Raw genomic sequence first — 24,846 nt, forward strand, 5'->3', positions numbered from 1 at the left:
CGCAGAAATCGTGGAGGAGTGTAATGGTTACGACAGGAAAGCGGAAGGCTGTCTCGCGCTTTTCCTGTCGATTTTTTAATGCCGATGAACGGTGCCGGTTACGTCAGGCATCAGACCGGCAGCGCCTGGGTCTGTTCGCCCTCTTCAATCAGCATCAGCCCGGCACGCAACCCGGCTGCTACGTTGGGGTTCGGGAACAGCACATATTCCCGTGCCTGCTGCACGTAATAGCGAGTGTTGCCATCTTCCGCCAGTAACGTCCCCTGTGGAAAGGCGGTAAAGTTCAGCGTTTCCGGCGACATATGCAGCGTAAAGTGCTCACTCAGCCGGGTGATCTGCTGCGCGACCCGATAATGGCGCGGCTTAACCGTAGTGACAGGCATCGCTTCACCATAGAGTAACGATGCCAGCGCCTGCTGTGCCGCACTGAATTGACTGAGATCGTTCTCGCCAAACGGCAACGCTTTGCCCAGCTCCAGGGTGCAGCTGGCTGCACCGAAGTGCTCGCAGCTGAAATGAGTAAAGGTGCCGCCCGGCGCGCGATGAAATACCAGCGCTTCCAGACCGGCTGCGGCCAGCCAGTTAAGAAACCCGGGCGGCCAGGGGCGCTCGTTGTACGGCATCACGCCGAACTGAGGATGATAAGAGCCGCGAATCGCCGTGTGCATGTCGAGATGCCAGCGCGTCTCATCGCACTCGCCCAGCTGCCAGAATGTTTCCAGCGTCTGCTCCAGCCGCAGCACGCGGCGGGCCTCATCGCCATCGTCAATCTGCTGCCAGCGTCCGCCAAACAGCCGGTTGATGTCATAGCGCACATAGCGCTTACCCGCCCGCAGCGCTGATGGATTACCCAGAATCACCAGCATGCGCTGCTGCAACGGTTTTTCGCCGCGCAGCAGGGGAATAATTAACTGGTTCACGATTTCAACCGGGGCGGTTTCATTACCGTGGATCCCGGCGGAAAGCACCAGCGCCTGTTTAACCGGCACCGTTGGCTCCATTAACAGTATGCCGTGATACAACCACTGCCAGCGAAGATGCGCCGTTTCACCACTACGCTTATGCGGTACTTCGCCGGAGAGCGTTTGTTGTAAAAAGTCCTGCATCGTTCCTCCTTTTCGCCCTGAGCAGGCGGCAGCCGGAGCTGCCCCCTCCTTCACTGCTGAAATGCATATACATTTCCTAAGTCTAGCAGCTTCGTCAGTTCATCCAGCGCGTCGCGTCCCTCACGCAGTAACTGCGGGTCGACCAGGTCGGCCTGGGTCAGGCGATCGCGGTAATGACGGTCAATCCAGTGATTAAGCGTGGTGAAAAGCGTGTCGTTCATCAGCACCGCCGGATTGACTGCCTGCTGCTCCTGAGGCGTCAGCACCACCCGTAAACGCAGGCAGGCCGGGCCTCCCCCGTTATACATGCTTTCGCGCAGATCAAACACCTTCAGGGCTTTCAGTGGCGTGTCACCTTCGACCTGCTCGCACAGATAGCGCCAGACACCCGGATGCTGACGAGACTCCTCCGGCAGCACCAGCATCATGCTGCCGTCGGGTCGGCTGAGCAGTTGGCTGTTAAACAGATAGGTCTCTACCGCCTCTTTTACCGAGACCCGATCTGCCGGCACTTCCAGTGCCACAAAGCCGGGCACGCGCGTCCGAAGCTGCGCCAGCAGCTCAGACTGATTAACAAACGCCTGCTGATGACAGAACAGCATCTGCTGGTTACTTACCGCAATCACATCGTTATGAAATACGCCCTGATCAATCACCGCAGGATTCTGCTGCGCGAACAGCACGCTTTCGGGTGAAAGCTGATGCAGGCGGGCCACCGCCTCGCTGGCTTCACGGGTCTGTCGCGCCGGATAGCGCTGCGGGGCGTTGCCCTCATGGCTGCTGTCACGGCCATAGACAAACAGCTGCACGCCACGCTCGCCATAGGCCCCGCCGAATCGGTTGTGGTTAGCAGCCCCTTCATCACCAAACATCGCCACCTGCGGCAAGGCATCATGCACGGCAAAATGGCGGTCGTTACGGAAGATGGAACGCAGCAGCCAGGCCGTTTCCGGCGCTTCCATTGCCCGATGGAATTTGTTGTTAAGGTTTGCCACCGTCAGGTGAACCCGGCCATCCAGACTGTCTGCTGACGGCGAAACCGTAGCGGCATTGGCGACCCACATTGCCGACGCGGAGCTGCAGGCGGAGAGTAATCCCGGCGCGGTTTTCCCGGCTGCCGCCAGCACCTGCTCATCGCTGCCGCTGAATCCGAGCTGACGCAGCGCCGCAATATTGGGCCGCTCATGTGGCGGGATCACGCCCTGCACATAGCCCATATCGGCCAGCGCTTTCATCTTCAGCAATCCCTGCTTTGCCGCCAGACGGGGGTTCGAGGGCTGCAGCTGGTTGCGGGTTGAGGCTTCGTTACCAAACGACAGCCCGGCATAGTGGTGCGTTAATCCCACCAGCCCATCAAAGTTGGCTTCGATTGCCTTCATGATGTTTTCTCCGGCGCGGAGAAATCCAGGCCCGGCGACAGCGTGGCGGGTAGCGTCAGGTCCGGCGTCTCCAGCGAGGCCATCGGCCAGGCACAGTAATCTGCCGCATACCAGGCACTGGCGCGATGGTTGCCCGACGCCCCAATACCGCCAAACGGTGCGGTACTGGCTGCGCCCGTCAGCGGTTTGTTCCAGTTGACGATACCGGCGCGTGCTTCCAGCAGCAGCTGATCAAACTGCTGGCGCAAAGGCGAGATTAATCCGCACGACAGGCCGTAACGGGTCTGGTTCGCCAGCGCAATCGCCTCGTCAAAGGTGTCATAGCGGAGCACGCCGAGCAGTGGGCCAAAGACCTCTTCATCCGGGATGCCCTGCACGCCGGTCAAATCGATAATGCCTGGCGTCAGGATGGCGCTGTGGCGATCCGGCCAGCGCATCGCCAGCTGCACCTCACCGCCCGCCTCAACCCGACGTTGCCACTCGCTCATAATCTTCTCTGCCGCGCCGGTGGAGATCACGCTGCCCATAAAGGGTTGTGGCTCCGCATTCCACGCGGCCGGTTGAAGTCGCCCCGCCACCTCAGCCAGCCGCTGCAGAAACGCATCGCCCGCCTCGCCGCGTTTAACCAGCAGACGCCGGGCGCAGGTGCAGCGCTGACCCGCGGTAATAAAGGCGGACTGCAACGTGATGTTGACAGCCGCATCCAGGTCAGCCGGTTCTTCTACAATCAGAGCGTTATTGCCGCCCATCTCCAGCGCCAGCATCTTCTCAGGCTGACCGGCAAACTGGCGATGCAGCTGATAGCCGGTATGGGCGCTACCGGTAAACAGCAGGCCGTCGATCTGGCTACAGGTGGCCAGCGCCTGACCAGTCTCACGCCCGCCCTGCAACAGCGCCAGGACTCCTGCTGGCAGGCCCGCGGCCAGCCAGATCTCAACCGTTTTCTCGGCAGTCAGCGGCGTCAGTTCGCTGGGTTTAAAGACCACGCAGTTGCCCGCCAGCAGCGCCGGAACGATATGGCCGTTTGGCAGATGACCGGGGAAGTTATAGGGACCAAACACCGCCAGCACGCCGTGGGGACGATGGCGCAGCGAGCTTTCGCCTTCATGCTGCTCACCGGTGCGGCTATGATACGCCTTTACCGAAAAGCCGATTTTATTGATCATCGCGCCGACTTCGGTCAGCGCCTCCCAGCGTGGCTTACCGGTTTCGCGGGCGATGGTTTCTGCCATTTCTGTTTTGTGCGCTTCAAGCCCGGCCGCAAATTTCTCTATGATCGCCTGCCGTTCCGCCAGCGGGCGTCTGGCCCAGGCCGGAAAGGCGGCGCGCGCCGCGTCACAGGCCGCCGTGACCTGCGCGGCCGATGCCGCCTGGCCCTGCCATAGCGTCTCGCCGCTGACCGGATCCGCTTTGGTCAGGACCTCCGCGTTACCGTTTACCCATTCTCCCTTTATCAGGTGCGTCATGCTGTTTTCTCCTCTTTGCAGAGCGTCACCACGCGCAGGCTGTCGCCCGGCTGGCAGTGGAGCGCCCGCATCTGTTCATCCGTAAGCTGTACGCTGTCGCTGTCGGCATGGGCCGGGATCAGCGCCACACGGAACTGGCGGTAATGGTTATTGGCAACCAGACAGAGCGGCGCATCCGTCGGGTTTTCACCCCGTTCTGCGCGGCGCAGACGGCTTTTGCGCACGGCGCGGATGTGATCGATATCGCACTCCAGCGTCGGGCCGCCATCAAAGATGTCAACATAGTTGAGGTAGCGGAAGCCCTCCGCCTCCAGCACGGCCCGGGCAGGGGCGGTTTGTGGATGCACCTGTCCAATCACCGCCTGCGCCTCTGGTGTCAGGTAGTCGATATAGAGCGGATGCTTTGGCATCAGCTCCGCGATAAACGATTTCTGGCCGGTGCCGCTGAGGAAATCGGCTTTACTGAATTCCATAGAAAAGAAACGGCTGCCCACGCTCTCCCAGAACGGCGAATGGCCCTGCTCATCGCTGACGCCACGCATCTCAGCCACCACGCGGTCTGTGAAGCGTTCACGGAAACTGGCCATAAACAGGAAGCGGGACTTCGACAGCAGATAGCCATTTTTGCCGTCACGGTAATCGGGGTCGAGAAACAGCGTGCACAATTCACTGCTGCCGGTGTGATCGTTACTCAGCGACAGCGTTGGCAGCGCGGCGTAGACATTCAGCTCTTTCGAGGCGTGCACCTGCGTGCCGACGCGAAAGTTGTACCAGGGATCCTGCAGGCCGACCGCCACCTCGATAGCGCATATCCCAACAGCGCGGTTATCTTCACTGTCGGCCAGCACAAAGACATAGCCCTGCTCAGCGCGCGGCAGCGACTCCTCCCAGGTCTGCAGCGATCGATCGATACGCGCCTGTAATGTGGCGCTATCGACGGGCAGCGAGGTCAGTCCGCCACCGGTTTTACCGGCCAGCGCCATCAGCTGGCTTAAATCATCGCGTTCAACCGGACGGATTACCATCATGATGCGGACCCTCGAACCAGGCGTTCACAGACCTCAGCAAAGCGTGCCATGCCGAGCTTCACTTCCTGCTCACTGATATTCAGCGCGGGGGCAAAGCGTACCACGTTAGCCCCGGCAATCAGCACCATCACGCCCATCTCAGCGGCGGCAAGGTTGATCTCTTTGGCTTTACCGGCAAAGTCGTCGCTGAGCACCGCGCCAATCAGCAGACCCAGACCGCGCACCTCTTTGAACAGATGCAGGCGCTGATTGATCTCATCCAGGGCCGCGACAATCCACTCGTGACGCTGCGTGACACCTGTCATCATTTCAGGCTGGTTGATCAGCTCCATCACTTTACCGGCCACCGCACCCGCCAGCGGATTGCCGCCATAGGTGGTGCCGTGAGTGCCGACGCCCATCACCAGCGCCAGATCGTCGCGGGTCAGCATCGCACCAATCGGGAAGCCGCCGCCCAGCGCTTTGGCGCTGGTGAGCACATCGGGTGTGACGCCATAATGCATATAGGCGTAAAGCGAACCGGTACGACCCACGCCGCTCTGCACTTCATCAAAAATCAGCACGGCCTGATGTTTATCACAGAGTTCGCGCAGTCCACGCAGGAACGCCGGATCGGCAGGCAGCACGCCGCCCTCACCCTGAATGGGTTCAACAATCACGGCGCAGGTATGGTCATTAATCAGTTCTGCGGCCGCAGCCAGATCGTTAAACGGCGCATGCTGGATCTCTGGCGGCAACGGCGCAAAGTCTTTTGAGTAGGCGGGCTGACCACCGGCTGAGACGGTAAACAGGGTGCGGCCGTGAAACGCATTCTTAAACGCCACGATGCCACTTTTATGCGGGCCAGCACGGTCATGCGCCACTTTGCGCGCCAGTTTCAGCGCTGCTTCGTTTGCTTCCGCGCCGGAGTTACAGAAGAATACCCGGTCAGCAAAGGTGGCGTCGATCAACTGCTTCGCCAGCCGCAGGATCGGTTCGTTGGTGTAGCCATTACCGGTATGCCATAAACGTGCGGCCTGTTCCTGCAACGCCTGCTGTAGCGCCGGATGCGCATGTCCTAACGCATTGACGGCGATGCCACCGGCAAAGTCGATGTAATCTTTACCGTTCTGATCCCAGACGGTGGAGCCTTCTGCGCGAACCGGTATAAATGTCGCAGGTGCATAAACCGGCATCATCCATTGATCGAAATCGTGACGTGAAACGTGCAGTGCCATAACCCACTCTCCTGCTTTACTTTACCGGCCGGGTAAAGCTTATGTTTTAAAATTGTTAAAAGATGTTGTAGTGCAGCCCTACTGTAGAGTGCAGTTAACGTGCCAGCCAGAGAATTAATGCATAAAATTATCTTCGTAACGCAATATCAATGGGTTAGGTGCCGTCAATATTCACTTAATTTGCATATATAGTGAATAGTTGTCTGATTGCAGCGGCAAAGCCGGGTTTTAAACAGCAGAATTATGCATTCGCGGGATGAAATATCGCTTTTGTGATCGCTGATAAATTATCTCTCCACAAAAACCCCTTCTTTGCCCTGTTTTAGCGCAGTTTGCCTCGCAATGGTGCAACAGTAGCTGACAGAATTTGCATGAAAAAGAGGGGAGTATTGCCAAAACTTAACAAACTATTTTCATTTATCACGCCCGGCGGATTAATTTTCCGGCCTGTTTTCGTTTAATTAACGAACAACATGGTGACAATTTAATCAGCGTCGTGCAGGTTATTTATGACGTGATTATCGGACGGGTAATAATATTTCTGAAAAGATGAACAAATATTAATATGCAGACTAATGATTAGAAGAAAACCCTTGTGGTATTATCAACCTCATAAAACTCACTATAATTAGTCCAGAGATTAATCTGTTTTATTTATATACAGTTAACTTATGGATTTCACCGTGAATTTAACACTCAATTAGTTGATTTCATGGTAATTATTCACCATAACCACTGAAGGTTTTATTAGAAGAAAATCTTATTACCTTGTCATTTAATCTTCGGATTCCCGCTGTTATTCGTTAGCTGAATATAGAAATCACATTTTGTTACTTTTATTGCGCTTTGTGATTTTAACTTTTTGTGTCATTTTCATTTCACCCCGCATCAGGGGAATAATAATTAATGAATACAGGGTAATAATTAAATGATGAAGCGCATTTCACTGGCGGCTATTATGCCGTTACTGATCGGTCTCTCCTCCGCGCAGGCCGCAGAAATTTATAATAAGGATGGCAATAAGCTGGACCTGGTCGGCAAGATTAACGTGTCACACCTCTTTTCTGACGACGATAACAACAACGGTGATACCTCTTCTTATGCCCGTTTGGGTTTCAAGGGCGAGACGAAGATTACCGATCAGCTCACCGGTTATGGCTTCTGGCAGTATCAGTACAGCCTGCACAACTCCGAGGGGAGCGATGCGCAGACGAGTAACCGTACCCGTCTTGGCTATGCTGGCCTGAAATTTGGTAAAGCAGGCGCGCTGGATTATGGACGTAACTATGGCCTGGTCTATGACGCGCTGAGTTACACCGATATGCTGCCGTTCTTCGGTGGCGATTCCGGTTATACCGACGCCTTCCTCTCTGGCCGCTCAACCGGCGTGCTGACCTGGCGTAACAGTGATTTCTTTGGCCTGGTTGACGGGTTAAACCTTGCTGCACAGTATCAGGGTAAAAACGACCGCAGCAGTAACACTGACGGCGTGCGTCGTTCCAATGGCGATGGTTTTGCCCTCTCCGCGTCTTATGACTTCGATTTCGGCCTGAGCTTCGCTGGCGCGTTTGCGAGCCTGGATCGCACCACGGCGCAGAATGCAGCCGCACGCGGTGAAGGCGAAAAAGCCCAGCACTGGGCGACCTCAGTCAAATATGATGCCAACCAGATTTATCTGGCCGCAATGTATGGCGAGACCCTGAACGCCACCCCGATTAGCGGCGGCTTTGCAAACAAAGCGCAAAACGTTGAAGCTGTAGCGCAGTATCAGTTCCTGAACGGCTTCCGTCCATCAGTAGGCTATGTCTCTTCGAAGGGCAAAGAGATTGAAAACATCGGCGATGCCGACATTGTTAAGTACACCGCCGTGGGTGCCACTTACTACTTCAATAAGAACATGTCGGTCTATGGTGAATACCGTATCAACCTGTTGAAAGATAACAACCCGCTCGGTCTGGCAACCGACGACATCACCGCGCTGGGTCTGATTTACCAGTTCTGATGAGAAAGCAGGTCCGGCGCTTCCTGCCGGGCCTGTTCACTGACTTAGTCCAGGCAAAATCAGTTTTCACATCGCTTCAGCCCAGCGACCGGACTAAATTAACCGCTACGGCCTCTTCCTGCATCAGCTCTTCCACATTGGCCGATGCCAGCAGCGTGGTTGCCTGCCCGGCAGGAATCGGACGACTGAAAAGATAACCCTGACCATAATCACAGCCGCGTTTTCTCAGCCACCGCAGCGTGGCGACATCCTCGATGCCTTCTGCCGTTATCACCACATTCAGTCCCTGACAGAGCGCCAGCAGCGTTTCCACGACTTTCCGCTGCTCCGATCCGGTCACAATTCCGGCAATAAACGTCTGATCAATTTTGATTTTGGTAATACCCAGCCCCAGCAATACGGAGAGATTGGAATAGCCGGTGCCGAAATCGTCCAGTACCACACCAATCCCGGCCTCTTTCAGCAGACGAATCGCCTCGCGGGCATCATCAGAGATGGCCATGACGTTCTGTTCCGTGATCTCCAGCTCCAGCATGACGGGTCCGGCTTGCTGCATAATGCGGGACAGACAGGTCGTTAGTGACGGCCTCAGCAGTTGCTCCGGGGTAATATTCAGCGACAGACAGAGCCCGGCAGGCCATGCCCGTGTTGCACTGACCGCATCCTGCAACAGCGCTACGGTCATGCTGTCCATCAACCCCAGCCGCTCCACCACCGGCAGGAACTCGGCGGGCGAAACCGTCTGACCCGACGCCGTAATCCAGCGTGCCAGTATTTCAAAACCGGTAATGTTTCCGGTATGCAGCGACACCAGCGGTTGCAGAAAGGGAACGATGGCGTGACCGCTGACGGCGGCAACCACCTCCTGCTCCAGCCTTTCCCGCTGGCGAAAACGCAGCTCCATGTCTGGCGAAAATTGCGCCAGATGAGAACACTTATTCCGCTTAGCGTCATACAACGCCAGATCCGCCGCACGTACCACATCGGTCTGGCCCGTGCAGGCTGAACTGGCAATTCCGGCAGAAAGGCTCAGGAAGGTGTGCGGGCCGGTCCGGATAGATGCCGCATGCTGACAGAGACTTTCAGCCGCGGCCAGGGCCTGCTCAGCCTGCGACGCCGCGGTTACAATAGCAAACTCATCCCCGCCAATGCGAAATACCTGGCTCTCTGAGCCCGCCGAGGTGGTCAGCAGTCCGGCCAGCGCAACCAGCGTGGCGTCGCCCTGACGATGACCGTTCAGGTCATTGATACTTTTGAAATCATTGATATCGAGCAGCGTCAGGGTGTAAGACATTTCTCCGGCATTCAGCGCAGCAAGATGCGCGGTGAATGCCCGGCGATTCATCGCCCCGGTCAGCGCATCTGTACCGGCCAGCCTGAGTGCGGTTTTTTCTGCATTCAGCGATTGGCGGAGCAACTTTACGATAAGCAGCGCCGGAATAATCATCGCCAGCCCGGCAAACGCAGTGGCGGTGAGGATAAACCGCACCCGTTCACTTGTTTCGAAACCGGGATCGTAGCCCAGGCCCAGCAGAGTGGAAATCCGCGCCTCAAGCCCGAATTCCCACAATATGGAAAGTAATATGATGGTCGCAATATTCAGCACTGCGAGCCAGGAAAGTTTCAGGCGCATGCATTCATTCCCGGTGATGGAGAGTGTAAGAGTGTTGTTTTAATTATCAGTAAAAAACCGGGGTGTATTTCTCATAGCCTGTCAGCTTAACTGCCGACGATAATCACCCCTCCGCTATTTCTGCTCATAGAAATCACGCGTTCTTATCCGCCTCGCGCCAGCACAACAGAAGACCTGCTCTGAGCGGCGCGTGCCGGTTACGTCATCATTATTGATGAATGTTCTATCGGCAGCGGCGGCCAGATTAACAGGCCCTTCCGGTTAAATTTATGCATTACTCGTGTTCCGACAGGTGATGTGAACGGGAAGTCGGGACACCGCACAGCACGTCAAAATGCACCACGCCAGGGCAGCTAAATCTTCAATTAACAAGGGTTTGACGTGTTCTGCCACCCTAAGTCGTTGCGAAAATTTGCGTTACAAAGCCTGCGAACATGGCACTTTTTTCATTTATTACCGGCCGACTAATCACGTGGGACACGAACCAGCGGAATCGTCTTTTGTCGTGCAAAACTAAATAGCACTCAATTTAGTTAAACACAACCCTACAGAACCTTTTCCGCCTGCCGATACCTTGTTACCCAACGAACTCTTCAGGAAAATGGATGAAAATTTCAACGCGGCTTGGCGCAGGTTTTGGCCTGCTGATTTTACTGTTTATTCTCTGTGCAGGCACCGCGATTCAGGCGCTGAACAGCGCCCGTGATAGCATGGACGAGGTGGTTAATGTCCGCCTGAAAAAATACCAGACGGTGCTGGATATGCGTGGCGGCGTGCGTGATATGGCTATTGCGGTACGTAACCTCGCCCTGCTGACCGATCCTGTCGAAATGCAGCCAGAGTGGGAACGCCTGCAAAAACAACGAGCGCTTTACATCAGCAATCGTGAAGCGCTATCGCGCATGATGCAGACCGACACAGGGTCAGCCGGACGAGAGGCAATGAGCAGAATTGAGTCAACCGAAGACGCTGCTCTTTCTACCCTGATGACCGCCGGGAAACTCGGACTGGAAAACCGTCAGCAGGAGGTCACCAGCTATCTGTTGACCGTCACGCGTCCTGCACAGCAGAGTCTGCTTAAAGCGATCAACGACCTGACTGAACTTGAGATGCGCAGCAGCCGGGATGCGGTGGTAGAGAACGGTAACGCTATCGCCCGTACCACCTGGATACTGATCATTCTGGCGGTCCTCTCCATACTGGCTGCGGTCGCGACCGGCGCGTTTATTGTGCGGATACTGATGCGTCAGCTGGGCGGCGAACCTGTTCAGGCACAAACGCTGGCTGCCGCGATTGCCGCTGGCGATCTCACCTCCCCGGTTACGCTACGCCGTGGCGACAGCACCAGTCTGCTTGCTTCGTTGAGCGAAATGCAGACCAATCTGCGCGGGCTGGTGTCGCAAATTAAAGATGCTTCCGCTTCGGTGGCACTGGCGGCCGATGAGATTTCTCAGGGCAACAGTGAGCTGTCATCCCGCACCGAGCAGCAGGCTGCTGCGCTGCAGGAAACCGCAGCCAGCATGGAGCAGCTCACTGCCACCGTAAAAAGCAATGCGGCGGGCGCGCATCAGACGGCGGGTTCAGCACGCGAGGCTGCCACGCTGGCTCACGCGGGCGAAGTCGATGTTCAGCGCCTGTCAGAAACCATGCATGACATTTCGCTGAGTGCCGTGCGGGTGCGTGACATTACCTCAGTGATAGAAGGTATCGCTTTCCAGACCAATATTCTGGCGCTTAACGCTGCCGTAGAAGCAGCACGTGCCGGTGAAGACGGTCGCGGATTTGCCGTGGTCGCGGGTGAAGTCCGCTCGCTTGCCCAGCGCAGCGCCACTGCGGCGCGCGACATCAAGCAGCTGATTGAGCAGGCGGTCACGCAGGTCGAGGAAGGCGTCACCGTGGCGGCAGGCACGGGTGAGCGCATCCTGGAAATTGTCAGCCGTGTGGGCGAACTGGCCGATGCCATGGACAACCTCTCACTCTCCTCCGGTGAACAGATGCAGGGCATCTCCCAGGTCAGTATTGCAGTCAGTCAGATGGACGGCGTCACGCAGAATAACGCCGCGCTGGTGGAAGAGTCTTCTTCTGCGTCACAGTCCCTGCTGGCGCAGGCGCGCGACCTGCGCGGCATGGTGGGGACCTTCACCGTATGAACCCTTCCGGCGGACAACTCTCCGTCGGCACGGCTGACCTCATCAACCGGATCGGCGGCCTGAAACAGGATGTGGATATCCTGCTTCAGCAGCTCAGTGAAGGCGAGTATCTGAGTGTGGATACGTTCGCCAATAACTGGATACATCTGACCCAGCTTTACAGCCGGATTCAGGCGCACATGAGTGATCGCGCCCTGATGGACAAACTGGTGCGCAGCGACCTGTTGCTGGCCGCTGACCTGCTGGCGGTGGGAAGAATGATTGCGGTCATGGATAACTTTCTGCGCTGCGCGGTCATTACCCGATGACCGGATCAGGGTGCTGATAATGTGCGGCATTCACTTCTGCGTTAAATGCTGAAATTTTGCAGCAAATCTTAGCCGTTTTGCCTCCGGCGCACGTTGTGCGCCAGGGGCTGCGCCCGGTTATGTTGACTTCAATTTAATTTGACTCAATACTGAGCCACCTTTTAACCGGAGGCGCAGCCAACGGCTTTTCCTCTCGCCGCGAAAGCGATTGAAAGTAGGGTTTCTGACACCCGAATAGAGATGCTGCTGCAGTCTGCATCTCCCCGATATGCACTTAGCAAGACTTCAGGGCTGACAAGCCGCCGGTGGTCTGGCTCTCCTGCCCCGGACTCAGAATGAGTAAAAATATGAATGATGAAACCGCGGGGATCGCTGATACGTCTCCCGCCAGTGCAGCGCCAGAAACCATTGACCAGTTTCTCTGCTTTGCGCTTTATTCCGCATCGCTCGCCATGACAAAGCTTTATCAGTCGCGGCTGAAACCGCTTGGGCTGACCTATCCGCAGTATCTGGTACTGCTGGTGCTGTGGGAAAAAGATCGCCTGACCGTTTCTGATATTGGCGCGCGCGTCCGGCTGGATTCCGGCACGCTCAGTCAACTTCTGAAGCGGCTGGAGAGCGCTGGCATTATCTGTCGGCAGCGTGACACCGGGAAGGATGAGCGTCGGGTCGTGGTCTCACTGACGGAACAGGGCCACCAGCTTAAAGTCGCGGCGGCGGGTGTCCCGGCAGATATGATCTCAGTAATGGATACCGCCTGCAGTGAGCTTGGTGAACTGACGACCCAGGTTGCCACGCTGCGGGAAAAACTGCTTAAGGCCCTGCCATAATGCGCGCGTTCGATAAACAGACGGGCAGGCTGATTCGCCGAAGCGTTGACCGTTCGGATGCTTTTAATCAGAATTATTCCACTGGAGTTTCATTTGGGTACCGATAAACCGGCAGATATGGATGATGTTCATGCCGTGGTAGGACAGGCTGTTTCGAGCCTGCTGAAGTCGGGCAAGACGGCAGGCATACAGGAAATCATCGCTTACCTGAAACAACAGGAAGCGCGGTCCGTCAACGGTCAGAGAGAAGTCTATGCCAGAGCCGTTCGTGTCGTGACGAAACTGGTTAACTAACCCTGCCAGGCTGAGCGGCACTGATCAGATTATCCTGACAGCCGCCGTTCCTTATTCTCCTGTTGAGACAACTGCCGGACCTGACCCAATGAATCCCTGTTCTTCAGGGCCACGCATTGACCGGCCCTGTTTATCCGACCGGTCCAGGCGTGGTTATTCGCTATGTGCCGCCCGGGCAACGTCTCTGACAGCGCTTTCTACCCGCTCTGAATCCTTCTGAATGCTGGCAATCACGTCTCCCGCTTCACGCATCAGCAGTACCCCCTGACCGGTGTTCGCCAGCGAGGTTTCAATTCCCCGCAGCACCTCTCTGGCCAGTTGATTGTTGCCCGCCACCACCCGCTCAATCTCCTCGGTCGCACTGCTGACGCTGGCCGCCAGGCTGCGGACCTCTGCCGCCACGACGGCAAAGCTCCGCCCGGACGCGCCTGCACGTGCCGCTTCAATGGCGGCATTCAGTGCAATAAGTCGGGTCTGCATGGCAAAGCGCCGGATGGTTTCAACCATGCCATCAATGCTGTCAGACTGGCTGTTCAGGCGCGTGACATCTGCCGACACGACGCTCATCTCTTCAGCAATCCGGCTGATCATCTGAATGCTGTTGTCGATAACATCCGCGCCCGCCTGTGCACTTCCCCGCGTCTGGACAGCCATGTTCCAGGCATTTAACGCCGCCTCATATTCCTGCTGATTACGCAGCACCTGCTCAGTCACGTCAGTGGCGAATTTAACAATTTTAGTGAGCTGTCCATCACTGTTGAATACCGGATTGTAAGTTGCCCTGAGCCAGAGCGGTTCGCCACGCCGGTTAAGACGGGGAAACTGGCCCGAAAAGAACTCGCCCTGATTCAGTCTCAACCAGAACTGCCGGTACTCCTCACTCTGAGAAAGGGTATCTGAACAGAAAAGCCGGTGATGCTTTCCTATTACCTCAGCAGCCTGATAACCGGTAGCCTTAAGGAAGTTATCATTTGCCTCAAGAACGTGTCCGTCAGGACTAAAGGCGATCACGGCCATGGAGCGGCTGATCGCATTGATAATCGACTCCTGCTCCAGTGATGACTGCATTCTCTCTGAAATATCCGCGGCTATTTTCACGATTTTGAATACCCGTCCGCGACGGTCAGTCACCGGAATATAACTCGCCTCCAGCCAGACTGGCCGCATACCGTTAGCCAGCCGCAGATATTTATCACTGAAGCTTTCGCCGGCCGCCAGACGCTGCCAGAAACGTCGGTATTCTGGCGAGTTCACCAGCGCGGGCGGGCAGAACATACTGTGATGCTGACCGACAATTTCATCCTGCCGGTATCCCATGGCCGCCACAAATAGCGGGCTGGCTTTCTGAATGATGCCCTCAGGCGTGAACTCAATCACGGGCATAGCGCGCCCCAGCGATCGGAAAGACGCGGAGGCGTGCAGGCCACGCTGACGGAGAAAAGTAGGGACAAGATATTTCAGTAAACTCAGGCGCATAAGCAAGACCAGTAAACGGTGGAATTGCTCTTGTTATCGGCATTTTGCCAGCGTCCCTTACGCATCGCTGCGATAGTTGCGACTGATGATTGCAACGTGATGTTACTACTGACACATAAGCCTGACGGCCGCACATCAGTACGCTTCTGTGATGAAGTCGGGCGGACATGTCATGTCGCGCTCTGGCCGGATTTTCCCGCCAGCGCGCCGTGCCGACAGGTGCCCGCTAGAGGGCCGTGCCGGTGGGAGCCATTAAATCGTAAGGATCGTTTTGCGGGGGCGCATCCATAGCCATAGGCGGCTCAATTTTCAGGGTGATCCAGTTAGAGGTCACACGCTGCTGCTTGCTGTCCTCCAGTGTCACCGACAGCCGGTATTCGTTGCTGGCGTCTGGCGACGGATCCCACTGCGGTAAAATCACACTCCAGCCCTGCGGATCCGCGTTATTAGCCGGTGGCGTCAGGCTCAGCGCCTGTGTGTCACCCTGCCAGCTCACTGCCTTGATCGCATTGCTGGCCCGCACCTGTAGCTTCAGTGGCAGACTCTCGCCACTGCTTAACTGCCAGGGTGGCGTCGCCAGAAATACCGACAGCGTTTTGCGCTGACGGAATGAGAGCACCGGCGTATCACTGCGGGTCACGGTATCGTAACGGCTGCCGCGCAGGGAGCGTGCTTCCGCGACGTTTCCGGCATCAAGCTGACGGCTCAGCGCCACGCCGAAGCGATAGTTCAGTTTCAGCCCCAGCTGATCCTGGCTTTCACCGGCACTGCTGGTTTTGTGGGTAGCAGACAGCGTGACCAGCGGCACCGGCGTGTAAGAGAGGCCAAACGACATGGCGGAAGGATTGTGGTAGCGGTTGCCGCTGTTAAACAGATCGACATTTTCACCCAGATATTGCTGATAGCTCACCGAGACGCCCAGCTGACGATAAAAGGGCAGATAGCTCTGGCTGGTGATGTCATAGCCGCGCGCCATACGCTGCTGCTGCGAACTGCCAAGATTTTTCCAGCCGGAAAGCGGCAGATAGTAGTTTGCAGAAAAACGCATCGAATCACTCCAGGCTTCAGTCCCCACCGAAGCACGCTGCAGGCCGCTGCTGAAGACGTGATCGACAAAGCCGTTGTAGCCCAGCAACCAGTTACCGGCGTCCCAGCGTTGTCCCAGTCCCGCATTGCCGACCAGACCGTCGCCGGTATCATGCAGACCAAGCTGGCTGAAGGTAAGCAGACTCTTCTCGTCGGCCAGTGCGCTGAAAAGATCGCCGCCCGTGCCGGCAAAGTTGCCGTTCATGTCGACTTTCAGATCGAGCTGCGCAGTGCCGTAGGGCGAAAGCAGTGACTGCCCTTCGCTCTCGACCCGATTAGCGACTTCATCGCGCAGATGATTGAACGCCCAGACGCCCGCCTGCTGGCCAAACGTTACATTGCTGTCGCTGTTGTTACTCGCTTCACCGATACTTTTCGCCACGGCCGCCAGCTTTTTGCTCCACTCTTCATCCTCGTCGCTGGCACTGCCAAGCGTCGGCAGTGACTCACTGTAGCGCGCAGGATTGTCGAACGGCGTTTCTGACACTGTCGTTTCAGTCTGGAACGCGCGGGCGCTCTGCAAGACAGAGAGCGACAGCGCAAGCAAAGAGAGAACCCCTGTTTTCCGTATCATGTCACCCGGCACATTGATTAATTTGTTGCTGCGATAAAGTCAAATTCATTGACAGTTACCTTAACATATTGTGACGGCGATGCAGGACAGCAGAGGCAAATTGTGCATATACCAGAAAAGTCTGGCACAAAAAAAGGCCTGCTGTGAAGCAGGCCCGGGGTTATCTCTGGCGTCTTCAGGAGAAGATTAAGCCACCATCCACGTTAATAGTCTGTCCGGTGATATAGCGCGCATCGTCTGAAGCCAGAAACGCCACCAGTCCGGCCACATCCTCCGGCTGACCGGCACGCTTCAGCGGAATGTTTTTCACCCACTCCGCCATCAGCTCACCTTTGCCGTAGGTTTTCTCCTCGCTGCTGAGGATCTCGCCCCAGACGCGATCGTTGTAATCCCACATCTCACTATCAATGATGCCGGGACAGAAGGCGTTGACCGTAATGTTCCACGGTGCCAGCTCCAGCGCCAGACTCTGGGTAATGCCTATCACACCCATTTTGCTGGCGGCATAGTGTGGCGTGTAGATAAAGCCCTGCCGTCCCTGCCCCGATGACGTGTTAATCAGACTGCCGCTGCCCTGCTTCACCATATATTTCGCCGCTTCACGACAGCAGAGCCAGACGGCTGTGGTGTTTACGGCCAGAATCCGCTCAAAGTCGCTTTTCGGCATGGTGTCGAAGCGGTCAATGGTGATCACGCCTGCATTCTGTATCGAGACGTCAATCTGACCAAAGCGTTCAAAGGCCTGCTGATAGAGCTGCTGAACCGCCACTTCATCCGTAACGTCGACCTGCAGCGCCAGAATCTCACTGCCGTACTGCTGCGAAAGCTGGTCGGCCGTGGCAAAAACCCGATCGGCATTCGACACCATCACCAGCCTGGCCCCGTCGCGGGCGAAACGCGCCGCGATCCCGGTACCGATGCCGCGACAGGCACCGGTAATCACCACTGTTTTTCCACGTTGTTCGCGGCTCATAATTGCTCCTGTTAACTGTGACGAACATCAGTGAGAGGTGCTGCCTGCTGCTTTTTTTCATGGCGACGCAGCAGCACCACTTTGCTTTGCAGACGTTGCTGGAACTGGTCGATCACAACGGCTGTGACAATCACCAGGCCTTTAATCACCATCTGCCAGAAATCGCTGACGCCCATCATCACCATGCCATCGGCCAGGAAAACGATAACGAACGCGCCAATAATCGAGCCGGACACCCGCCCACGTCCGCCCGCCAGCGCCGTGCCGCCCAGCACCGTGGCACCAATAGCGTCCATCTCAAACATGTTGCCGGTCATTGGATGCGCGGTCTGCAACTGAGACGCCACCACCAGCCCGACCAATCCGGCGCAGAGGCCCGAAAAGGCGTAGACAAAAATTTTCACTTTAATAATCGGCACGCCCGCCAGCCGCGCGGCGGACTCATTGCCGCCAATGGCGTAGATGTAACGGCCCAGCGGGGTTTTGCGCGTCAGGTAGAGGCCGAGCAGTAAGAAGCCGAGCATCAACCAGATCGGCAGATACACGCCCAGCACGGTGCCGGAACCCAGCAGGGCAAAGCCGGTGTTGCCCAGCGCGGGCATGCCCACCAGGTTGGCGTAGGTGCTGCCGTCGTTGAACAGCAGTGCCGCCCCGCGTGCCACATACATCATCCCCAGGGTGCAGATAAAGGGCGCCACGCCCAGTCGGGTGATCACCGTGCCGTTAATCAGGCCCACCAGCACGCCAAAGATCGCCACCACCAGAATCACCTCCGGCACGTTGAGAAACAGCGTATTGCCGCCCCATAACGGGATGCCATTGGTCAGCAGCGCGCCCGCCACCATGCCGCAGATTCCGGCGACCGCCCCCACCGAGAGATCGATACCGCCGGTGAGGATCACCAGCGTCATCCCTATCGCCAGCAGCCCGGTTATGGCCACGTGCTGCGTCATGATCAACAGGTTAGAGGGAGTCAGAAAGTTCGGCACCATCACGCTGAAGAAGCCGACCACAATCAGCAGCGCAATAAAGGTGCGCGCCTTGAGGAGGTACATATAGAGCAGATACTTTTGGTTCATGACATTCTCCGGCCAGCTTAGCGTCTGGCCCAGCAGGCGTAATGGTTGCAGGCAGTCTGAACACGGCGCGCGCGGAATAACCCGGTAAACACGACACTGCTCAGGTTCAGACTGACGAATAAAATAGCCCAATGGGCCAGGCGCTTAATCCTGCGGGGTTGATGCCGCGATCAGATGTTCTCTCGTTGCCGCTGCACGAGGCAGATCGGCCGTTATCCGGCCATCGGCCATCACTAAAATGCGGTCCGCCAGCGCCATCACCTCATCCAGCTCGGACGATGAGAACATCACGGCCAGCCCCTGCTGAGCCAGATTGCCAATCAGGTGATAGACGTCAGTTTTGGCACCCACATCGATGCCGCGCGTTGGCTCATCCAGCAACACAACCTGCGGCCCGGTCATCAGCGCTTTACCCAGCACGACCTTCTGCTGATTACCCCCGCTCAGCGCGGTCACCGGCAGGTCGGGATCGCTGACTTTGATTGCCAGATGGCCGATCATCTCACTGACCCGCTGCTGCTCCCGGGCCGGATTTACCCGCCCCAGCGCCCGACGAAAACCGCGCAGGCTGAAATCAGAGAGTGTCATGTTGGCGGTGATCGACATCAGTTCAATCACTCCTTCGCCTTTGCGATCTTCGGGTACCAGGGCGATGCCGCTTTTCAGCCGCTGCTGAAAACTGCGTTTCGCCAGATCCTTACCGGACAGCCGGACCCGGCCCGACTGACAGGGCATCAGCCCAATCAGCCCCTTAAACAGCTCCGTGCGTCCCGCGCCCAGCAGTCCATAAATGCCGATCACCTCGCCTTTGCGCAGGCTGAAACTGACCTCATTAAGCCTGTAGCCGCCGTTCTGATGCAGCGCGGTCAGCCCCTCAACCTCCAGCACCGTTTCCCCCTGTGACGCAGGCTGATAGTCGAACTGTTTTTTCTTATCGCCCACCATCTGGGCGATAATCCACGGCACGCTGGCATCGCGCACCTCGCGCTCACTGATAAAACGGCCATCGCGAAAAATGGTGATGTGATCGCCTATCTCCATCAGCTCTTCCAGCCGGTGAGAAATGTAGATAATGGTGACACCGCGTCGCTTCAGCTGATCGATGACATTGAACAGCACTTTCACTTCCGACTGGCTCAGGGCACTGGTGGGTTCATCCATGATCAGTACCCGGGTATCCTTCGACAGCGCTCTGGCAATCTCCACCAGTTGCTGATGCCCAATGCCCAGCTCGCCCAGCGGTGCATAGGGATCGACATCGAGCTGCAGCCGATCCAGTAGCGACTTCGCCAGCGCATACTGATACTTTTCATTGATGACGCCGCGCTGGAAAAACTCGTTGGCGATAAAAATGTTGTCCATCACGTTCATGTTGGGAAACAGATTCAGCTCCTGAAAAATGATGCTGATCCCCTGCTTCTCCGCCTGATGGGTTGAGTTCAGCGACACCACCTTGCCATCCAGCAGGATCTCGCCCGACGACGGCGTTTCCACCCCCGCCAGCATCTTCATCATGGTGGACTTACCGGCCCCGTTCTCCCCGATCAGGACATTTACTTTGTTGCGATAAACGCGATAGCTGACCTGATCGAGTGCGGTCACGCCGGGATAAAGACGCGACACGTTGCGCGTTTCGATAATCACGTCGCCGGACGTTTGCGGTTGCGGATTTTGCATCTGCCGCTCCTTATTGCCGGGTGATGGCAGCCGGAGTGATATCCGGCAGCTGTTGCGGAATGTCCCAGCTGCTGAACACGCCGCTGACCCTCACTTTGTCGCCCACTTTAGGTGCGAACTGCTGCATCAGGGCTGAGGCGTGCTGATTAATCGCCTTACCGTAATCACCAAACAGCACCTGATCGTTGAAGTCCTGATAACTCGCGCCCTTATAGACATCGCGCAGCGCCGTGCCACGAATGATTGGCCCGACCTGAATAGTGACACTGTCACCTGATTCATCCTTCACGGTCATCTTTCCGCTGCGGGAAGTGGTATTGACAGCCGTTACCTCGCCGCGAACGGAAACGCTGAAGACACAGGGATTCTCAGCCTGACTGCGATAGCCGTAGGTCTGACAGGCGCTGTCAAAGTCTTTGGCAGATTGCAGCGACGACATCAGCGTCGCCAGCGGTTTCGCCTCCGCCTGGACCTGCGGCACCAGCTTCTGCTGCCAGAGCTGGTCGATGTTGGCCATCTTCGGATTGGGGGGATTTTTCAGGTCAGCCAGCTCCTGCTGCGACACAATTTTGCAGCCGCCTAACAGCATGACCATCAGCGTCAGCCAGACTCTTCGTGACATCTTCTTCTCCCTGGCACCCGCTCGCGCAGGCGCGACAGCGGTTAATTACGACTTGTAGTTAAAGTCCTGGACGCCTTTGGCGTTTTCCGGGGTAATCAGAATGCCGCGGAACATCACCCGCTGTTTCTCCGGCTTCACGCCTTTCTGAATGAAGTTATCGAGATCGGTCACGCCTTCAGCGGCAATCGCCTGCGCCTGCAGCATCACCGTGGCCTTCAGCGTGCCGGCTTTCACCGCATCGCGTTCATCGTTGCTGCCATCAATTCCCACCACGATGACATCGTTGCGACCGGCTGCCTTGAGCGCCGCAATGGCACCCAGCGCGACCGGACCGTTACCGCAGATTACGCCTTTCACATCCGGGTGCGCCTGCAGGATGCTGTCCATAATGCGCTTACCATCGATCAGGGTGCCTTTGGCATCCTGTCGCGCCACGCTCTGCATGTCGGGATACTGATCCAGCACCTGATGGAACGATTTTGAGCGAGTCACACAGTTGTTGTCGGCCAGGTTACAGGCCAGCTCGGCGTATTTGCCCTTTTCCCCCATCTTTTCGACAAAGACGTTGGCCACATCTGAACCTGCCTGGAAGTTGTTGTGGGTAATCTGCGCCAGCGCCACGTCATCTACCGGAATTTCACGGTTGATCAGCACCACCGGAATGCCGGCATCTTTGGCTTTTTTGATCGCCGCCACGCTGGCGGTGGAGTCGGCGTTATCCAGCACGATACCCTGCACTTTCTTACCAATAGCGGCATCGATCAGTTCGCTCTGCTTCTTCACATCTTCGCCGTGCGATAGCACCGTAGTTTTGTAGCCCAGCGACTGCGCTTTGAGATCGGCACCTTTGGCTTCAGAGGCGTAGTAGGGATTATCGAGTGAGTTAACCAGAATCATAATGGTGCCTTTTTCGGCGGCAAACACCGCCTGAGAGACCAGGCAGGCAGCCACGGCACTACACAGCAGGGTACGGTTTTTCATGATGTTCTCTCTTATCGTTATGGCAGGGGATGAAGTTCCGGGTGTTGGATTGGCCTTACCAGATGGTGAAGCCACCATCGATCATCAAATCGGCACCGGTAATCATGTCGCTACCGTTGCTGGCGAAGAACAGCACGGCGGCGGCGATCTCATCGGTATAGGCAAAGCGCCCCAGCGGAATCAGCTTTTTCATCTGCTCGCCTTTCTCGCCGCGCCAGGCTTTCTCACCCATCGGCGTAAGCACCACGGTGGGCGACAGGGTATTCACGTTGATGCGATGCGGAGCAAACTCTTTAGCCATCACTTTGGTCATGCCCAGCAGGCCCGCTTTGGCGGAGGTATAGGCGACATGGTTATCGATGGCGATGGACGCCGCCTGGGAGGCGATATTAATAATCTTGCCGCCCGCACCGGCACGAATCATCAGCCGTGCGGCCGCCTGCGAGCAGAGGAAAGGCCCGGTGAGGTTCACCGCGATCTGCTTCTGCCACTCGGCAAAATCAGTCTCAATTACCGGCTGCAGCATCACGTAGCCTGCGCAGTTGACCAGAATATCGATGCGGCCATAGTGGGAAACCACCGCGTCAAACGCCTTTTCCACCGACGCGGACTCGGTGACATCACAGCAGACAAACTGCACCCGATCGGCTGCGAAGTCCGCCTGCAGACTGGCAACTTTCTCCGCTTCAAACGGCGGATAGAGCAGTGCCAGACGCGCGCCCTTCTCCAGCAGCATGCCATTGGTCGCCATGGCGATGCCGCCCAGTCCGCCGGTCACCACCGCCACCTTACCGGCCAGATTCATTGCGGTATCCACGCCGTAGCGCAGGTTTACGTCATATTCACTACTCATCCCACTCTTCCCCCTGATTTTTGCTGATACGAACGATCCAATCATTTTCGAACAAAAATATAAGCTATCGAAAAGAAATGATATGTGGAGCAGATCAAATTTCGACCATCTGCTGTTCAAAGCGTCATATCTGATTGAAAAGACGTGATCTGGCTTCCAGTACCGAAATAAAGCTGTCCTGCTGCAATCGGGAAAGCCTGAGAGATTCAATAACCTGCTGATTATTTATTTTCGTTCGAAAACGACAGGTCTGTCAGGTCATCTCGCATTCATAAAAATGGCGCGTTAAACTCAGCCACAGAGACCTTGTTCGCCCAAGCCATCAGGTTACTGAAAAAGGGAGCATTTCGATTGAAAAGCAAAAGTGAGCAGTTCGCTGACATGCAGCAACGCCGCGAGAAAATTCTGGAGATGATCCGTGAGGATGGTACGGTCACGGTCAAAGCGCTGACCGAGACCTTTGGACTGACCGAAGCCACATTACGCAGCGATCTGCGCATGCTGCAAAAACAGGGGTTTGTGCAGCGCTACCACGGTGGCGCAACGCTGATGACGGGCAAGCAGAATACCGGCGCGATGCTGCTGGAGCGGCAGATCCATCTGGAAGAGAAAGAGGCAATTGGCCGACTGGCGGCGCAGCATATCGAAAATGGCGACACGGTGATTTTCGATTCCGGTACTACCACTACCGCGATTACCGACGCCATCAGCCACATCCGCCGTTTGTCCGTGGTGACCACGGCGGTCAATATCGCCCTGAAACTGGGCGGCGAGCCGGGTATCAACATCCTGCTGACCGGCGGCACCTTTAAGTTTCCGACGCTCTCCACCTCGGGCGAGAAAGCGGCCAGCTTTTTCGAAAATGTGCTGGCCGAAAAACTCTTTCTGGCCACCGCCTGCATCTCACCGCGTCTGGGCCTGAGCTTCCCCAGCGAAACGGACATCAAGGTAAAACTGGCGATGATCAAATCCGCCAGCACGGTTTACGTGGTGGCAGACTCCAGCAAAATCGACAAGGTGTCTATGTTCGCGCTGCCCTGTGACTGGAGCAACATCCACTACCTGATTACCGACAGCGGCATCAGCCCCGCGCAGGTCAAAGCGTTTGAGGCCCTGGGCGTGAAAGTGCTGGTGGCCCCGCTGCCGCTGAAGCGGGCGATGTAATTGAACTTCCGTACCGAAGTGCCGTGATTGATTTCAGGCACTGAGAAACGAGAATTTCAGGCGCAGGAAAGCGCGGGCATTGCCGCAAACCCGCACCATTGCCAGCCGTGCAGGGTTGGCCTGCCTGAAGAGCAAAGTGTGCGAGCCAGGGATGGCGAGCCCAGTCCGCAGGGATGCGGGATTCCTTTGCGATCAGGCAGGCTTTTCCTGCACGACGCACCGTACTTCCTGCACGACGCACCGGCTCTTCAAACCCTTCCTGCCTTCTCACCCAGACCTGCCTGCACCTGATTCCAGACCCGCTCACGCAAAAAACCGCACTATTGCCAACAGTGCAGGAATGGCCTGCCTGAAGAGCAAAGTGTGCGAGCCAGGGATGGCGAGCCCAGTCCGCAGGGATGCGGGATTCCTTTGCGATCAGGCAGGCTTTTCCTGCACGACGCAACGTACTTCCTGCACGACGCACCGGCTCTTCAAACCCTTCCTGCCTTCTTACCCAGACCTGCCTGCACCTTATTCCAGACCCGCTTTCGCAAAACGTCCGCACCATCGCCAGCCGTGCAGGAATGGCCTGCCTGAAGAGCAAAGTGTGCGAGCCAGGGATGGCGAGCCCAGTCCGCAGGGATGCGGGGTTCCTTTGCGATCAGGCAGGCTTTTCCTGCACGACGCACCGTACTTCCTGCACGACGCACCGGCTCTTCAAACCCTTCCTGCCTTCTTACCCAGACCTGCCTGCACCTGATTCCAGACCCGCTCACGCAAAACCCCGCACTATTGCCAGCCGTGCAGGGTTGGCCTGCCTGAAGAGCAAAGTGTGCGAGCCAGGGATGGCGAGCCCAGTCCGCAGGGATGCGGGGTTCCTTTGCGATCAGGCAGGCTTTTCCTGCACGACGCACCGACTCTTCAAACCCTTCCTGCCTTCTCACCCAGACCTACCTGCACCTGATT

20 protein-coding genes are annotated in these 24,846 nt (G+C 56.7%); 6 read left to right on the forward strand and 14 right to left on the reverse strand.

The window, feature by feature from the left end:
• Positions 1-110: 110 nt before the first annotated feature.
• The 5 genes from astE to F3I20_RS02875 are packed head-to-tail and all read right to left on the reverse strand — an operon-like array spanning position 111 to position 6,196.
• Positions 111-1,106, reverse strand: a complete 996-nt coding sequence (astE, locus tag F3I20_RS02855; protein WP_150038011.1) for a succinylglutamate desuccinylase — start codon at positions 1,104-1,106, stop codon at positions 111-113.
• Positions 1,107-1,156: 50 nt separating this feature from the next.
• Positions 1,157-2,485: an N-succinylarginine dihydrolase gene (gene astB, locus F3I20_RS02860; RefSeq protein WP_150038010.1), complete on the reverse strand. Its 1,329-nt coding sequence runs from the start codon at positions 2,483-2,485 to the stop codon at positions 1,157-1,159.
• Complete coding sequence (gene astD / locus F3I20_RS02865; protein WP_150038009.1) at positions 2,482-3,951, reverse strand: succinylglutamate-semialdehyde dehydrogenase; 1,470 nt, start codon at positions 3,949-3,951, stop codon at positions 2,482-2,484. The genes astB and astD overlap by 4 nt, the downstream gene beginning before the upstream one ends.
• Positions 3,948-4,979, reverse strand: a complete 1,032-nt coding sequence (gene astA / locus F3I20_RS02870; RefSeq protein WP_150038008.1) for an arginine N-succinyltransferase — start codon at positions 4,977-4,979, stop codon at positions 3,948-3,950. The genes astD and astA overlap by 4 nt, the downstream gene beginning before the upstream one ends.
• Positions 4,976-6,196: an aspartate aminotransferase family protein gene (locus F3I20_RS02875; protein WP_150012763.1), complete on the reverse strand. Its 1,221-nt coding sequence runs from the start codon at positions 6,194-6,196 to the stop codon at positions 4,976-4,978. Before F3I20_RS02875 ends, astA begins: the two co-directional genes overlap by 4 nt.
• A gap of 928 nt (positions 6,197-7,124) precedes the next feature.
• Here F3I20_RS02875 and F3I20_RS02880 point away from each other — a divergent pair.
• Positions 7,125-8,198, forward strand: a complete 1,074-nt coding sequence (locus tag F3I20_RS02880) for a porin (RefSeq protein WP_150038007.1) — start codon at positions 7,125-7,127, stop codon at positions 8,196-8,198.
• 76 nt (positions 8,199-8,274) lie between these two features.
• Here F3I20_RS02880 and F3I20_RS02885 read toward each other — a convergent pair whose 3' ends face one another.
• Positions 8,275-9,831 (reverse strand): putative bifunctional diguanylate cyclase/phosphodiesterase, encoded by a 1,557-nt coding sequence (locus tag F3I20_RS02885; RefSeq protein ID WP_150012759.1) that lies wholly within the window; start codon positions 9,829-9,831, stop codon positions 8,275-8,277.
• 605 nt (positions 9,832-10,436) lie between these two features.
• Between F3I20_RS02885 and F3I20_RS02890 the strand changes: the two genes are divergently transcribed.
• The 4 genes from F3I20_RS02890 to F3I20_RS02905 all read left to right on the forward strand — a co-directional run bounded on the left by F3I20_RS02890 (position 10,437) and on the right by F3I20_RS02905 (position 13,413).
• Entirely contained in the window at positions 10,437-11,981 is a 1,545-nt protein-coding gene (locus F3I20_RS02890) for a methyl-accepting chemotaxis protein (protein WP_150012757.1), read from the forward strand.
• Positions 11,978-12,289 (forward strand): hypothetical protein, encoded by a 312-nt coding sequence (locus F3I20_RS02895; protein WP_150012755.1) that lies wholly within the window; start codon positions 11,978-11,980, stop codon positions 12,287-12,289. The genes F3I20_RS02890 and F3I20_RS02895 overlap by 4 nt, the downstream gene beginning before the upstream one ends.
• 335 nt (positions 12,290-12,624) lie before the next feature.
• Complete coding sequence (locus F3I20_RS02900; RefSeq protein ID WP_150012754.1) at positions 12,625-13,119, forward strand: MarR family winged helix-turn-helix transcriptional regulator; 495 nt, start codon at positions 12,625-12,627, stop codon at positions 13,117-13,119.
• A 93-nt stretch (positions 13,120-13,212) separates the two neighbouring features.
• Positions 13,213-13,413, forward strand: a complete 201-nt coding sequence (locus F3I20_RS02905) for a hypothetical protein (RefSeq protein ID WP_223811652.1) — start codon at positions 13,213-13,215, stop codon at positions 13,411-13,413.
• Between the two features lie 153 nt (positions 13,414-13,566).
• On the opposite strand, the gene F3I20_RS02910 is transcribed toward F3I20_RS02905, so the two are convergent.
• The 8 genes from F3I20_RS02910 to F3I20_RS02945 all read right to left on the reverse strand — a co-directional run bounded on the left by F3I20_RS02910 (position 13,567) and on the right by F3I20_RS02945 (position 22,734).
• Entirely contained in the window at positions 13,567-14,889 is a 1,323-nt protein-coding gene (locus tag F3I20_RS02910) for a methyl-accepting chemotaxis protein (RefSeq protein WP_190286141.1), read from the reverse strand.
• 226 nt (positions 14,890-15,115) lie between these two features.
• Complete coding sequence (locus tag F3I20_RS02915) at positions 15,116-16,549, reverse strand: YchO/YchP family invasin (protein ID WP_190286142.1); 1,434 nt, start codon at positions 16,547-16,549, stop codon at positions 15,116-15,118.
• A 175-nt stretch (positions 16,550-16,724) separates the two neighbouring features.
• Positions 16,725-17,522 (reverse strand): SDR family oxidoreductase, encoded by a 798-nt coding sequence (locus F3I20_RS02920; protein ID WP_150038005.1) that lies wholly within the window; start codon positions 17,520-17,522, stop codon positions 16,725-16,727.
• Positions 17,523-17,533: 11 nt separating this feature from the next.
• Positions 17,534-18,601: an ABC transporter permease gene (locus F3I20_RS02925; protein ID WP_150012692.1), complete on the reverse strand. Its 1,068-nt coding sequence runs from the start codon at positions 18,599-18,601 to the stop codon at positions 17,534-17,536.
• 144 nt (positions 18,602-18,745) lie between these two features.
• Complete coding sequence (locus F3I20_RS02930; RefSeq protein WP_150038004.1) at positions 18,746-20,278, reverse strand: sugar ABC transporter ATP-binding protein; 1,533 nt, start codon at positions 20,276-20,278, stop codon at positions 18,746-18,748.
• Between the two features lie 10 nt (positions 20,279-20,288).
• Positions 20,289-20,900: a DUF2291 family protein gene (locus tag F3I20_RS02935; protein WP_150012688.1), complete on the reverse strand. Its 612-nt coding sequence runs from the start codon at positions 20,898-20,900 to the stop codon at positions 20,289-20,291.
• 45 nt (positions 20,901-20,945) lie between these two features.
• Positions 20,946-21,881 (reverse strand): D-ribose ABC transporter substrate-binding protein, encoded by a 936-nt coding sequence (locus tag F3I20_RS02940; RefSeq protein WP_150012686.1) that lies wholly within the window; start codon positions 21,879-21,881, stop codon positions 20,946-20,948.
• A 55-nt stretch (positions 21,882-21,936) separates the two neighbouring features.
• On the reverse strand, positions 21,937-22,734 hold the full coding sequence (locus tag F3I20_RS02945) for a GolD/DthD family dehydrogenase (protein WP_150038003.1): 798 nt from the start codon (positions 22,732-22,734) through the stop codon (positions 21,937-21,939).
• Positions 22,735-23,085: 351 nt separating this feature from the next.
• Between F3I20_RS02945 and F3I20_RS02950 the strand changes: the two genes are divergently transcribed.
• A complete protein-coding gene (locus F3I20_RS02950; RefSeq protein WP_150038002.1) occupies positions 23,086-23,898 on the forward strand; it encodes a DeoR/GlpR family DNA-binding transcription regulator in 813 nt (270 codons plus the stop codon).
• Positions 23,899-24,846: the final 948 nt, after the last annotated feature.

The organism is Candidatus Pantoea gossypiicola (genome assembly GCF_008632075.1).
GTDB classification, from domain to species: domain Bacteria; phylum Pseudomonadota; class Gammaproteobacteria; order Enterobacterales; family Enterobacteriaceae; genus Pantoea; species Pantoea gossypiicola.

Bases quoted from the DNA above. Each gene is read 5' to 3' on its own strand.
- astE (WP_150038011.1), bottom strand. From the start codon at position 1,106: ATGCAGGACTTTTTACAACAAACGCTCTCCGGCGAAGTACCGCATAAG.
- astB (WP_150038010.1), bottom strand. From the start codon at position 2,485: ATGAAGGCAATCGAAGCCAACTTTGATGGGCTGGTGGGATTAACGCAC.
- astD (WP_150038009.1), bottom strand. From the start codon at position 3,951: ATGACGCACCTGATAAAGGGAGAATGGGTAAACGGTAACGCGGAGGTC.
- astA (WP_150038008.1), bottom strand. From the start codon at position 4,979: ATGATGGTAATCCGTCCGGTTGAACGCGATGATTTAAGCCAGCTGATG.
- F3I20_RS02875 (WP_150012763.1), bottom strand. From the start codon at position 6,196: ATGGCACTGCACGTTTCACGTCACGATTTCGATCAATGGATGATGCCG.
- F3I20_RS02880 (WP_150038007.1), top strand. From the start codon at position 7,125: ATGATGAAGCGCATTTCACTGGCGGCTATTATGCCGTTACTGATCGGT.
- F3I20_RS02885 (WP_150012759.1), bottom strand. From the start codon at position 9,831: ATGCGCCTGAAACTTTCCTGGCTCGCAGTGCTGAATATTGCGACCATC.
- F3I20_RS02890 (WP_150012757.1), top strand. From the start codon at position 10,437: ATGAAAATTTCAACGCGGCTTGGCGCAGGTTTTGGCCTGCTGATTTTA.
- F3I20_RS02895 (WP_150012755.1), top strand. From the start codon at position 11,978: ATGAACCCTTCCGGCGGACAACTCTCCGTCGGCACGGCTGACCTCATC.
- F3I20_RS02900 (WP_150012754.1), top strand. From the start codon at position 12,625: ATGAGTAAAAATATGAATGATGAAACCGCGGGGATCGCTGATACGTCT.
- F3I20_RS02910 (WP_190286141.1), bottom strand. From the start codon at position 14,889: ATGCGCCTGAGTTTACTGAAATATCTTGTCCCTACTTTTCTCCGTCAG.
- F3I20_RS02915 (WP_190286142.1), bottom strand. From the start codon at position 16,549: ATGATACGGAAAACAGGGGTTCTCTCTTTGCTTGCGCTGTCGCTCTCT.
- F3I20_RS02920 (WP_150038005.1), bottom strand. From the start codon at position 17,522: ATGAGCCGCGAACAACGTGGAAAAACAGTGGTGATTACCGGTGCCTGT.
- F3I20_RS02925 (WP_150012692.1), bottom strand. From the start codon at position 18,601: ATGAACCAAAAGTATCTGCTCTATATGTACCTCCTCAAGGCGCGCACC.
- F3I20_RS02930 (WP_150038004.1), bottom strand. From the start codon at position 20,278: ATGCAAAATCCGCAACCGCAAACGTCCGGCGACGTGATTATCGAAACG.
- F3I20_RS02935 (WP_150012688.1), bottom strand. From the start codon at position 20,900: ATGTCACGAAGAGTCTGGCTGACGCTGATGGTCATGCTGTTAGGCGGC.
- F3I20_RS02940 (WP_150012686.1), bottom strand. From the start codon at position 21,881: ATGAAAAACCGTACCCTGCTGTGTAGTGCCGTGGCTGCCTGCCTGGTC.
- F3I20_RS02945 (WP_150038003.1), bottom strand. From the start codon at position 22,734: ATGAGTAGTGAATATGACGTAAACCTGCGCTACGGCGTGGATACCGCA.